Raw genomic sequence first — 11,902 nt, 5'->3', positions numbered from 1 at the left:
AGTCTGGACCGTGTCTCAGTTCCAGTGTGGCTGATCATCCTCTCAAACCAGCTAGGGATCGTCGCCTTGGTGAGCCTTTACCCCACCAACTAGCTAATCCCAACTGGGCCCATCCGGTAGCGAGAGGCCCGAAGGTCCCCCTCTTTGGTCCGTAGACATCATGCGGTATTAGCCACCGTTTCCAGTGGTTATCCCCCTCTACCAGGCAGGTTCCCAGCCATTACTCACCCGTCCGCCGCTCGCCGCCCAACAAATCCCCCGAAGGTTCAATGTTGTCGCTGCCGCTCGACTTGCATGTGTTAGGCCTGCCGCCAGCGTTCAATCTGAGCCATGATCAAACTCTTCAATTAAAGTTTTTGGCTCGATGAAATACTGTTGTTGTTTTGTCTCCGCTTTTAAAAAAGCAGAAGCAAAACGAATTGACTGTGCCGATAACTCCGAAGAGTTTTCGTTTGGTCACTCAGTAAACATCGATAAATCTTTTGTCTATCAATCACGAGTGCCCACACAGATTGCATAGGTCAAATTGTTAAAGAACGTTGACTTGAAGAAGCGTCGCTTCTCACCGTCAGGGCTGCGAATTTTACGCTGCCGGGCGATGAAGTCAAGAAGAAATTTTGAGATTTTTCAGCGTTGCTTTCGCAACCCTCAAAACACCTTGTTGACTCACCTCTTCACCGCATTTTTCAATGCTTTGATGATGAGGTTTTCGCGTTTCGATTCGGTGGGCGTTTCCTTGTTGGGAGCCGCTCTCCGTGTCGATGAGGCGCATTATAGGGAGGTCTCGAATTCTGGCAAGGGCTTTTTTGAAGTTTTTTGTGAAAAAGTCTTCATTTGAGTATCTTTTGCACGAAAGGCTTATTTCTACACATTTTACCCACATTAAGCCCACAAAAAGCTGTGGGTAACTTTTAGAATCGAGGGAAGCACCAGGATATAGATAAATGAAAAGAGGCCAATTGGGCCTCTTTAGGTTCTTACTCTTTAAGCTTGTCTTTATTGCACAGCTTTTATTTGCTCGTCTTCGACAATCAGTTTCACCGGCAAGCCTGGTTTCACTTCTCCGCGAAGAATAGATTGTGCCAACGGGTTCTCGACACTTTGCTGAATGGCGCGCTTAAGTGGGCGAGCCCCATACACCGGATCAAATCCCGCATCAGCGATAAGCGTCAGTGCCTCGTCGGTGACTTCCAACTTCAGGTCACGCTCAGCCATACGTTTTGCCAAATGCGCAAGCTGGATACCGGCGATAGACTTGATGTGCTCCTGACCCAATGGGTGGAAGACCACAGACTCATCGACTCGGTTAATGAACTCTGGGCGGAAATGTTTGCCCACCACATCCATCACCATGGCTTTGATGCCGTTGTAATCCAGTTCACCGAAATGTTCCTGAATGCGATCAGAACCCAGGTTGGAGGTCATGATCACCACAGCATTGCGAAAATCAACGGTACGACCCTGGCCATCTGTCAGACGGCCATCATCCAACACCTGTAGAAGAAGGTTAAAGACATCAGGGTGCGCCTTCTCTACTTCATCCAACAGAATGACAGAATAAGGACGACGGCGAACTGCTTCTGTCAGATAACCGCCTTCTTCATATCCCACATAGCCAGGAGGTGCACCCACCAGCCTAGCTACTGAATGTTTCTCCATAAACTCTGACATGTCGATACGCACCATGGCGTCGCTACTGTCAAAGAGAAACTCTGCCAGTGATTTGCACAGTTCTGTTTTACCCACACCTGTTGGACCAAGGAACAGGAACGAGCCAATTGGGCGATTCGGATCAGCAAGGCCTGCACGACTACGACGAATAGCGTTTGCCACCGAGGTGACTGCCTCTGATTGACCAATCACCCGGCCATGAAGCTCATCTTCCATCTGAAGTAGCTTTTCTTTCTCGCCTTCCAGCATCTTGGCGACAGGAATACCGGTTTGACGGGATAGTACTTCTGCAATCTCAGCGTCGGTCACTCGGTTTTTGAGCAGAGTCATTTCCTGCATTTCCGCCTGACTAGCTAGATCAAGCTGCTTCTCCAGTTCAGGAATACGGCCATACTGCAGTTCAGACATGCGGTTAAGGTCACCAGCACGACGCGCGATGTCTAAATCCGTGCGTGCCTGCTCTAACGCACTCTTGATGTGTTGCGTGCCGGAAAGCGCTGCTTTCTCTGCATTCCACACTTCCTCCAGCTCAGCATAGTCACGCTCTTTCTCGTCAATTTCACTTTGCAAGGATTCAAGGCGCTTCTTACTTGCGTCATCGTTTTCTTTAGCCAATGCCTGCTGCTCAATCTTGAGCTGGATTAGACGACGCTCTAATCGATCAAGCTGCTCCGGCTTAGAGTCTATTTGCATACGAATGCTCGACGCTGCTTCATCAATCAGGTCAATGGCTTTATCTGGCAATTGTCTATCCGAGATATAGCGATGAGAGAGACTCGCAGCAGCAACGATCGCCGGGTCAGTAATTTCTACCGCATGGTGAAGCTCGTAGCGCTCTTTAAGACCACGCAAAATAGCGACGGTGTCTTCAACCGTTGGCTCATCCACCAGCACTTTCTGGAAACGACGCTCAAGTGCCGCATCTTTTTCCACATACTGACGGTATTCATCTAATGTGGTTGCACCAACGCAATGAAGTTCGCCACGGGCCAATGCAGGCTTAAGCATGTTACCCGCATCCATCGCACCTTCTGCTTTACCTGCACCCACCATGGTGTGGATTTCGTCGATAAAGAGAATGACGTTACCTTCTTCTTTCGCCAGCTCATTGAGAACTGACTTCAGACGTTCTTCGAATTCACCACGATACTTCGCACCGGCAACGAGCGAACCCATGTCGAGAGAAAGCACACGTTTGTTACGAAGCCCTTCAGGTACCTCACCGTTCACAATACGCTGTGCCAAACCTTCAACAATGGCAGTTTTACCTACGCCCGGTTCACCGATGATCACTGGATTATTCTTGGTACGGCGTTGTAGCACTTGCACGGTGCGGCGGATTTCTTCATCACGGCCAATCACAGGGTCTAGCTTGCCCTGCTCGGCTTTTTCAGTCAGGTCAATGGTGAACTTTTCCAACGCCTGACGCGCTTCTTCTGCGTTAGGATCATTAATAGCCTGACCGCCGCGCACTTTATCAATCGCGTCTTCCACTTTCTTGGTTGTCAGGCCAAGGCTTCTGAGCAATTCACCTAAAGCGCCTTTGTCTTCAACGGCTGCCAGAATAAAAAGCTCAGAGGAGATGTATTTGTCTTTTCGCTTCTGGGAAAGCTTGTCACACATATTAAAAAGCATGCCCATGCTGTGCGAGAGCTGGACATCGCCGCCAGTGCCCGTCACTTTCGGAAGCTTGTCGAGAAGTTCACTCAGACTGGAGCGTAGTTGGGTCAGATCCACATTCAGGAGCGTCATCAGAGGACGGATGGTGCTGCTGTCCTGATTGAGGAGAGACACCATCAAGTGCACGGGCTCGATATACTGATGATCGCGCCCTAAAGCCAGTGACTGAGCGTCAGAGATGGCTAATTGAAATTTGCTGGTAAATCGGTCAAGGCGCATAGCCTCCCCCTTTAATAATTTCGATAATAGCTTTGATGTTGCTTAACGAAAAAATGGGAGCGGCTGCGGCTGATTTCAAGTTGAGTGGCGAAATTTTTGTCGATTTGGTTAATCGCGTTCTGTACCGATCCAGATACAGCTGGCCTGGCGGCCTGTACGATTTTCTCTACGGTAGGAGAAGAAGGTTTCCGGAGCGGAGACTGTGCAGTGTTCTCCGCCATAAATCTGGGTCACACCTGCAGATTGGAGTCGCTGTCTTGCCAAAAGGTAGATATCTGCCAACCAACGATCCTTGTGTGGCTTAAACGCTTTTTCGGCGGCCGCATTGTGCGCCATAAACTGCTCACGTACTTCGCTACCCACTTCAAAAGCATCTGGGCCGATGGCAGGGCCGAGCCATACCATCACTTTACTTGGTTCATCAAACTTACTGAGTGTTTGTTCCAGCACACCGTTGACCAAACCACGCCAGCCTGCATGTGCCGCGCCCACCTGTGTCCCCTCTTCATTACAGAAAAGCACAGGCAGACAATCGGCAGTCATCACCACACACACCTGCCCTTGAGCTTCTGTAAATGAGGCATCGGCATCCGGCACCTCATCAACAGCCAAAGGCAAAGTCACGACTTCTGTACCATGAACTTGATTCAGCCAGGCTGGGGATGTCGGCATCGACATCATTTCTGCCAGTGTTTGGCGGTTTTTCACCACTAAATCACTGTCATCACCCACGTGATCGCCTAAGTTCAGACTATCAAAAGGAACAGAGCTGACACCACCTTGACGAGTGGTGCTAACAGCTTTAATCCATGAAGGCGCGGGCCAGTCTGGCGTGATCCAATCCATGATCAGTAGTCCTCGTCTCCGTGCTCTAGGGTATCTGCACGCAGTACTTCAGTCAGTTTCACCATGTCATCTGGGATTGGTGCATGCCATTCCATCATTTCTTTGGTGGTAGGGTGTTCAATACGCAGCATAACAGCGTGAAGTGCCTGACGGTCAAACTGACGTAGAGTCTGGATCAGCTCATCACCGGCATTGCGTGGCGGACGTGGACGACCACCGTAAAGCTGATCACCTACCAGAGGGTGGTTCAGGTATGCCATGTGAACACGGATTTGGTGCGTACGGCCGGTTTCCAGACGAAGACGCAGACGGGTGTGTGCACGGAAGTGCTCAACCACACGGTAATGCGTAATCGCTGGTTTACCGAGTTCCTGAACAGCCATGTGTGTGCGTTTGGTAGAGTGACGGCCGATTGGCTTTTCAATCATGCCACCGCCTGTCATGTTACCCAGTGCAATCGCTTCGTACTCACGGGTGAACTTCTTACGCTTTTGCAGTGCGCGAACCAAACGTGTTTGGGTCGGGATATTTTTCGCCACCACCATCAAGCCTGTGGTGTCTTTATCCAGACGGTGCACGATACCGGCACGCGGTACTTCAGCGATATCCGGGTAATGGAAAAGCAGACCGTTCAATACAGTGCCGTCAGGGCAACCTGCACCAGGGTGTACCACTAAATCACGCGGTTTATTAATAACAATAATGTCGTCATCTTCGTAAACGATGTTCAGTGTAATGTCCTGCGCTTCCCAACGCTGTTCATCTTCGATTTCTGCCTGAACGACGATGGCTTCACCACCCATCATTTTCAAACGTGGTTTGTTGACGATCTCACCATCGACGCTTACTTTGTCGGCCAGAATCCATTCTTTGATGCGTGATCGGGAATAATCCGGAAACAACTCTGCCAGTGCCTGATCCAGACGCTGACCCAGTTGATTCTCATTTACTGTGCTGTTTAACTCTAACTGCTGTGCCATAACGAACTTTTTGATTCTCAATGAGACTAATACCAAGTGGTATTGATGTAAGCCCTCGGGCTCAGTCACGTTTACCAGTTGGTATTATATCTGGTCGATGGGTAGAATAGCCCACAATCGCGCCATTGTAGCTTTTTGCGGCTGTCTCCGTAATGGCAAAGGCTGAAAATATTCTTTCAAGGAAGCAACTGTAGTAATGAAACGCCTTACTTTATCCTCTTTACTTGCTATTTCCCTGCTGGCTGGATGTTCAAGCACGGAAGAAGTTGTCCCTGATATTCCGCCTTCTGAGCTGTATCAGGAAGCGCAGGTTTCCCTTAATGAAGGCAGTTGGAACACCGCAATCCAAAAGCTTGAAGCCCTGGACTCACGCTATCCGTTTGGTGCCTACTCTGAGCAGGTTCAACTGGATCTGATTTACGCTTACTACAAAAATGACGATCTGGCCTTAGGCGAAGCCACCATTGACCGTTTCATGCGCATGAACCCGGGTCACCCTGAGATGGATTGGGTACTCTACATGCGCGGCCTGACCAACATGGCGCAAGACAGAAGCTTCATCCATGATATGCTGAATATGGATCGTGAAGACCGCGACCCTGAACCAGTGCGCCGTGCGTTTGTGGACTTCCGCCGCCTGCTGGATCGATACCCGGACAGTGATTACGCCGCTGATGCAGCAAAACGCCTTGTCGCGCTGAAGAACCGTCTGGCAGATTACGAACTCGCCACTGCCGATTTCTATGTTCGCCGTGAAGCTTGGGTTGCCGTGATCAACCGTTGTCAGCAAATCCAGCGCGATTTCCCAGACACGGATGCCGCGAAGAAATCTCTTCCGTTGATGCTTAAAGCCTATGAAGAGCTGAAACTGGAAGAGCCTGCTCAGCGAACCCGAGAGTTAATGAAACTGAATGGTGTGGATGCCTAATAGCACCCTTCAAACTGAAAAGAAAAAAGCAGCCTGATGGCTGCTTTTTGTTTATTTGGGTGTGAGATTGTTTGTCCGGGCGAAATAATGAACTGCTGCATTCTTCGCCAAAGCCTTCTTTAGCACGAACAAAGTCCCTAACGTTCAGTGTTCGTTAGCGACCTTAACCTCTTCATCTTGCACCACTTCTTTTGCCCGATTCAAGCACTTTCCGGACTTTTTAAACCGAAGTTAAACACAGGATCACAAATCCCCGGGCCAATAAAATTTCGCGACACAAAAGTGATTTAGATCACGTTATTTCCTCTCCAGAAACGTAATCTGAATGTGAGCCCAGCAAAGGGCAAGCAAAAGAGGAAACATCTATGAGAGTAGAAATTACTGGTAAAAACATCGACATCACTCCTGCCATTCGCGATCGCATTACGTCTCGTTTTGAAAAGCTAGAGAAATGGCAAGTCGCTCTCATTAACCCTCATGCTGTCATCAGTGAAGAACCAGGTAACAAATTCAAAGTAGAAGCTGGCGTGTCTATGCCAGGTGCAAAATTGATTGCCTCCGCTGAGCATGAAGATATGTATGCCGCCATCAATGAAGTGGGCCAGAAACTGGAGAAACAGCTAAACAAACAAGCTCACAAAGGCGAAGCACGCCGCGCAAGCCATGCAGGTGTGGAAGTACCGGAAGAAGAATCTGAAGCTATCTAATCTATCCAGAGGATTAAACCAGTCAGCCCCGCCAAGTGCGGGGCTGATTCGTCTTGACATGACAACGCCGTCCCAATATGGTTGAACAATAATTGAACCAACAAGATAAAGTATCGATGTCACAAACCACTTCGTTTTTCTTTCGCTTCTTTTTCCGCTTCTGAAGAGGTGGGGCGTAAGGGCGAGCATCGATAACGACAGATTCCCGAAAGCCTCCCTCAGACAGGGAGGCTTTTTTGTTTTGGGCGCTGAATAATGAGTAGGAACAAGGAATGAGTAAACCAACATTGTCACTTGATGAAATACGGGTGAATGTCAGCCGTATTGATCAAGAGCTGCTGTCACTGCTGGCAGAACGACGTAAGCTGAGTCTTGAAGTCGCTAAAAGCAAAATCCAAACCCAAAAACCCGTCCGTGATGTTGAACGTGAGCAGGCGCTGCTTGAGAAGCTGGTTGCCAATGGGAAATCCCACGAGTTGGATCCACAGTACGTCACCAAAATTTTCCACACCATTATTGAAGACTCTGTGCTCTACCAACAGGCATTCCTGCAACGCCTTGCCAACCCAGACAATGAACAACCACTTGCCCGCGTTTCTTTCCTCGGTGGCAAAGGCTCCTACTCCAATCTGGCGACCCGCAACTTTTTTGCACGTAAACATACCAAGCTCGCAGAGATCCAGTGCTCAAGCTTTAAAGAAGTGCTGGAAATGGTGGAAACCGGCAATGCCGATTACGGTGTGCTGCCGATTGAAAACACCAGCTCGGGTTCTATTAATGATGTTTACGACCAACTTCAGCATACCCGATTGTCTATCGTCGGAGAGATCACCCAGCCGATTGAGCACTGCCTCCTGACCGCGGTGGACACGCAGATTGACCAAATCGAGGTGCTTTATTCGCATCCGCAACCGCATCAACAATGCAGTGAGTTTGTAAGATCTCTGGGCAGTGGTATTAAGCAAGAGTATTGCTCCAGCACCGCGGAAGCGATGAAAGAAGTCGCAGCCATGGCCCAGCCAAATGTGGCTGCGATTGGTAATGCAGCAAGTGGTGAGCTTTATGGCCTGAAACCGCTGAAGTTCGGCATCGCCAATCAGCAGGAAAACCACACCCGCTTTATCGTCGTCGCACGTAAGCCTGTAGAAGTCACTGCGCTGATCCCAGCCAAAACCACCTTTATCATGTCTACCGGACAATCTGCCGGCTCCTTGGTGGAGTGTCTGCTGGTGCTGCGCAATCACGGCATCAACATGACCAAACTGGAATCACGCCCTGTGCTTGGCAACCCATGGGAAGAAATGTTCTATGTGGATGTAGAAGGCAATATGCGTACGGATGTGATGAAAGAAGCATTGGAAGAGCTCACCAAGATCACCCGCTACATTAAAGTACTGGGCTCTTACCCAATTGAGAACGTTGCCCCAACAGAAATCGACGTTTAACGATTCTCAATGCTAGAGTCTGTTGACCCTAGAAACAGAAAAGGAGCCAATTGGCTCCTTTTGTTTTATCTCGTGCAGCTTATACCAATCACAGTAGGTAGATGATCAGAAATAGCGTAGGAAAAATGCTCGAGAACAAGGCGAAAAATTTCGATAAGTAGTTATTCTACAATCAAATTTTTCAACGCAGTTATCGAGCATTTTAACAAGCTGGGATGAGCAGATATTTACTACGATTGGTATTAACCGCGGTGCGTGGTGTCATTCGCCTGACGAAGCAGGTTCTGACTTTCTTTCATAAAGCGCGGAGCAAAGTCGCCGAACCAGTTTTCCACCTGGCTGAACGCCTGAACAAAGCCTTCTTTGTCTTGCTTGTCGAGCAGGTTGATCGCCTCACCAAAACGCGCATGGAAACGCTTAATCATGTCGATGTTTTGCGTCGAAGACATAATGATATCCCCGTAAAGCTGCGCGTCTTGAGCAAACAATCGGCCCACCATCGCCAGTTCAAGGCGGTATATTGGCGAGCTAAGCGCTGTAAGCTGCTCCAAATTCGGATTCTCTTCCGCCAAATGCAGACCATACACGAACGAAGTGAAGTGGCGTAACGCCTGGATCAGCGTCATCCCCTGATCATGCTCAATCGCGCTGATACGATGCAAACTCGCCCCCCAGATCCGGAATTGCTCAAGCAGCCATTGGTACGCTTCCGGATTTCGCCCGTCACAGTACACAATCACCTGTTTAGCGAGACTTGAAATATCCGGACCAAACATAGGGTGCAAACCCACCACTGGTCCTTTGTGTGATTCCAGCATGGCCTGCAGAGGTTCACTCTTAATAGAGGTCAGATCCACCAATAGGCAATCATCGGGCAACGTGCCTAATGAGCGAATAACACTGTCAGTTTTATTGATAGGCACGGTGACAACCACCATGCCCGCATCAGAGAGTATTTCTTCAGCCTTGTCCCAATCTTTCGAGCCCAATACCTTAACGTCATAGCCAGACAGTCGGAAAAGCTTGCAGAAAACTTTACCTAACTGGCCATGACCACCCACCACCACGATAGAACGCAGATCCGGGTTCAGGCATTTAAATCCAGAATCGTTTTCACTGGCGTAAGATTCGCGCATGGTGCGACGAAGGATATCTTCAATCAGATCTGGCGGAATCCCGCGAGAAGCAGCTTCTTCACGACGTGATGCCAACATAGCAGCTTCACGATCCGGTGCATAAATCGGCAAACCGTGTTTGCTCTTCACCTCGCCAACTTCCGCGACCAATTCCAGTCGGCGTGCCAGCAACTCGACCATTTGTTTGTCGACTTCGTCAATTTGATCCCGAAGTTGGGTCAACTCTGCAACCATGTGGCTTAATGTCCTTGTAAACGCTGTTCCAGGAAAGGTGTCAGTTCTTCATGGGCACGGCGCAGCAGGTTTTCAGTATCCTGCCAATTGATGCATGCGTCGGTAATAGACACCCCGTAAGCCATCTCTTCACGCGGCAAGTCCGCAGACTGATTGCCTTCGTTGATGTTGCTCTCAATCATCAAGCCGATGATGGATTGGTTTCCTTCACGGATTTGGTGGAACACATCTTCAGCGACAAGTGGCTGACGACGGAAATCTTTTCGAGAGTTGGCGTGGCTGCAGTCTACCATCAGTGACGGCTCAAGCCCTGCCCCTTTCATCTCATTTTCGCATTCTGTCACCGAAACTGAGTCATAATTGGTCTGCTTGCCGCCACGCAGAATCACATGACCATCTGGGTTGCCCTGAGTTGTCAGCAACGCAACCTGACCTTCTTTGTTAATTCCCATGAAACGGTGACCAGATGCAGCCGCCTTCATCGCATTAATTGCCGTTGCCAAGCTGCCATCAGTACCGTTCTTGAAGCCAATTGGCATGGAAAGGCCACTCGCCATTTCGCGGTGAGTTTGAGATTCTGTCGTGCGCGCGCCAATCGCCGCCCAACTGAACAGATCGCCAATGTATTGCGGGCTGATTGGGTCCAAGGCTTCTGTTGCCAGTGGCAGGCCCATGTCTGCCAGTGTAATAAGCAGTTCACGGGCTTTGTGAAGACCCGCTTCTACATCGAAAGAGCCGTCCAAATTTGGATCGTTGATGAGTCCCTTCCAGCCAACCGTGGTGCGTGGTTTTTCAAAGTAAACTCGCATCACGATGTAAATCTGATCGTTCAGGGTTTCTGAAAGTGCCTTGAGGTTTCTCGCGTATTCAATCGCCGCATCAGTATCATGAATCGAGCAAGGACCACACACTACCAAAAGGCGGTGATCTTTCTTATGGATGATATCTGCAATTTCCTGACGCGCTTTTGAAATAAAGGCCAGCGTCTCTTCCTTTACAGGTAGCTTGCTGCGCAGTTGGTCAGGGGTAATCAGAACCGTTTCGTCCTGAATGTGTACGTTAGTAAGCAGATCTCTTTCCATGACATTTTTCCTTTCTGAATCTATTTTGCGCATTGAATGGGTATTTATCACGCAACTGCCCATACAATAACAATCTGAGAGATGAATGCAATAGATCGTAAAGATAAAATAACAACGTAAATTAATATTTACACCGCAGTGTAAAGGGCAAATTTAAAGGCTATTTCATTGACTTCATCAATCGGCATACTGGCAACAATTTTGTAAATCTTGGCGTACAAAATAGAAAAAGGCCTTTCGAAAAGGCCTTTTTGCTTGGGGTTGCTATTTTGATAGGGGCTGTTGACCTTTGGTGATGATTTTTGCAGCAGTTTGTGGGGATTTTATGCAAGGCAGAGGCTTCGATGTGTAGCTGGCCTACATGAGAAGCCGATAACGCAGCAGAAACTCCCCACAAACGCTGCCCGAAGGGTTCTGCTCTAAGCGTTTTATGCTTTGTTGAGGTGTATTTGCTTAGAATGACTAGGCGGCATACACCTCGCCGCGCCTAAAACGCTTAGAGCCAGAACAAAATTTAACCACCAAAGGTCAACAGCCCCTCGGTCAATCAGAAAGTCTGGTCAGCTGATTGGAAGTCCTCAAAACCTCTCTGCCATTGCATTTGAAAGCGAAGACCATCAGGTCTGTTGGCACAAACCCCCAAATACTGCATGCCCGACAAACCAATGTCATAGGCATTGTCCAGGCTGCAATAGCGATCAACACCTTCCGCGTAGCCAGACTCGTAATCACTTACATCGACATTCTGCCCACCAGCACGCTGTGCCAGTTCATTCAGATCAGACATTGAACGGGAAGGGATACCTCTCAGGCCATCCTGCTCACCTACTGCCTGCCAATCGCCTTTCTTCACTAAAGACTCTGCATCTCCAACGGATGCGCAGCCAACGACCATCAACGCAACCAGTGACACGAAGGATTTCTTCAACATCCTGTGTTCCTTAAGATTGATTTGGAAAGTGTCACTATATACC

10 protein-coding genes and 1 rRNA gene are annotated in these 11,902 nt (G+C 49.0%); 4 read left to right on the top strand and 7 right to left on the bottom strand.

Features of this window, described 5'->3' with window-relative positions:
• Window positions 1-350, bottom strand: a 16S ribosomal RNA gene (locus GCE9029_RS20165); the annotation flags it as partial.
• A 194-nt stretch (window positions 351-544) separates the two neighbouring features.
• On the opposite strand from GCE9029_RS20165, the gene GCE9029_RS26390 reads away from it, so the two are divergent.
• Window positions 545-838 carry a hypothetical protein gene (locus GCE9029_RS26390; RefSeq protein WP_157487842.1) on the top strand — a complete coding sequence of 98 codons (294 nt, stop codon included), beginning with the start codon at window positions 545-547 and terminating at the stop codon, window positions 836-838.
• Window positions 839-996: 158 nt separating this feature from the next.
• On the opposite strand, the gene clpB is transcribed toward GCE9029_RS26390, so the two are convergent.
• From clpB to rluD, 3 genes are all read right to left on the bottom strand, one after another.
• Entirely contained in the window at window positions 997-3,570 is a 2,574-nt protein-coding gene (gene clpB / locus GCE9029_RS20160; protein WP_046308092.1) for an ATP-dependent chaperone ClpB, read from the bottom strand.
• Between the two features lie 108 nt (window positions 3,571-3,678).
• Entirely contained in the window at window positions 3,679-4,416 is a 738-nt protein-coding gene (yfiH, locus tag GCE9029_RS20155; RefSeq protein ID WP_062666319.1) for a purine nucleoside phosphorylase YfiH, read from the bottom strand.
• Window positions 4,417-4,418: 2 nt separating this feature from the next.
• Window positions 4,419-5,396, bottom strand: coding sequence for a 23S rRNA pseudouridine(1911/1915/1917) synthase RluD (gene rluD, locus GCE9029_RS20150; RefSeq protein ID WP_062666318.1), 978 nt, complete (start codon window positions 5,394-5,396; stop codon window positions 4,419-4,421).
• Window positions 5,397-5,592: 196 nt separating this feature from the next.
• On the opposite strand from rluD, the gene bamD reads away from it, so the two are divergent.
• From bamD to pheA, 3 genes are all read left to right on the top strand, one after another.
• Window positions 5,593-6,324: an outer membrane protein assembly factor BamD gene (bamD, locus tag GCE9029_RS20145; protein WP_002540052.1), complete on the top strand. Its 732-nt coding sequence runs from the start codon at window positions 5,593-5,595 to the stop codon at window positions 6,322-6,324.
• Window positions 6,325-6,689: 365 nt separating this feature from the next.
• Complete coding sequence (hpf, locus tag GCE9029_RS20140) at window positions 6,690-7,031, top strand: ribosome hibernation-promoting factor, HPF/YfiA family (RefSeq protein WP_002540053.1); 342 nt, start codon at window positions 6,690-6,692, stop codon at window positions 7,029-7,031.
• A gap of 272 nt (window positions 7,032-7,303) precedes the next feature.
• On the top strand, window positions 7,304-8,476 hold the full coding sequence (pheA, locus tag GCE9029_RS20135) for a prephenate dehydratase (RefSeq protein ID WP_002540054.1): 1,173 nt from the start codon (window positions 7,304-7,306) through the stop codon (window positions 8,474-8,476).
• Between the two features lie 242 nt (window positions 8,477-8,718).
• On the opposite strand, the gene tyrA is transcribed toward pheA, so the two are convergent.
• The 3 genes from tyrA to GCE9029_RS20120 form a co-directional block, all read right to left on the bottom strand.
• Window positions 8,719-9,846, bottom strand: coding sequence for a bifunctional chorismate mutase/prephenate dehydrogenase (gene tyrA / locus GCE9029_RS20130; RefSeq protein ID WP_002540055.1), 1,128 nt, complete (start codon window positions 9,844-9,846; stop codon window positions 8,719-8,721).
• Between the two features lie 5 nt (window positions 9,847-9,851).
• On the bottom strand, window positions 9,852-10,928 hold the full coding sequence (locus GCE9029_RS20125; protein WP_062666316.1) for a 3-deoxy-7-phosphoheptulonate synthase: 1,077 nt from the start codon (window positions 10,926-10,928) through the stop codon (window positions 9,852-9,854).
• Window positions 10,929-11,475: 547 nt separating this feature from the next.
• Entirely contained in the window at window positions 11,476-11,859 is a 384-nt protein-coding gene (locus GCE9029_RS20120) for a DUF2799 domain-containing protein (RefSeq protein WP_062666314.1), read from the bottom strand.
• Window positions 11,860-11,902: the final 43 nt, after the last annotated feature.

Source organism: Grimontia celer, assembly GCF_900055185.1.
GTDB classification, from domain to species: domain Bacteria; phylum Pseudomonadota; class Gammaproteobacteria; order Enterobacterales; family Vibrionaceae; genus Enterovibrio; species Enterovibrio celer.
The sequence above is the reverse complement of the archived record's forward strand: the minus strand, read 5'-3'. Positions and strand labels throughout refer to the sequence as shown.

What these genes read in the sequence shown, in the direction of transcription:
- clpB (WP_046308092.1), bottom strand. Translation starts at nt 3,570, where the DNA reads ATGCGCCTTGACCGATTTACCAGCAAATTTCAATTAGCCATCTCTGAC.
- yfiH (WP_062666319.1), bottom strand. Translation starts at nt 4,416, where the DNA reads ATGGATTGGATCACGCCAGACTGGCCCGCGCCTTCATGGATTAAAGCT.
- rluD (WP_062666318.1), bottom strand. Translation starts at nt 5,396, where the DNA reads ATGGCACAGCAGTTAGAGTTAAACAGCACAGTAAATGAGAATCAACTG.
- bamD (WP_002540052.1), top strand. Translation starts at nt 5,593, where the DNA reads ATGAAACGCCTTACTTTATCCTCTTTACTTGCTATTTCCCTGCTGGCT.
- hpf (WP_002540053.1), top strand. Translation starts at nt 6,690, where the DNA reads ATGAGAGTAGAAATTACTGGTAAAAACATCGACATCACTCCTGCCATT.
- pheA (WP_002540054.1), top strand. Translation starts at nt 7,304, where the DNA reads ATGAGTAAACCAACATTGTCACTTGATGAAATACGGGTGAATGTCAGC.
- tyrA (WP_002540055.1), bottom strand. Translation starts at nt 9,846, where the DNA reads ATGGTTGCAGAGTTGACCCAACTTCGGGATCAAATTGACGAAGTCGAC.
- GCE9029_RS20125 (WP_062666316.1), bottom strand. Translation starts at nt 10,928, where the DNA reads ATGGAAAGAGATCTGCTTACTAACGTACACATTCAGGACGAAACGGTT.
- GCE9029_RS20120 (WP_062666314.1), bottom strand. Translation starts at nt 11,859, where the DNA reads ATGTTGAAGAAATCCTTCGTGTCACTGGTTGCGTTGATGGTCGTTGGC.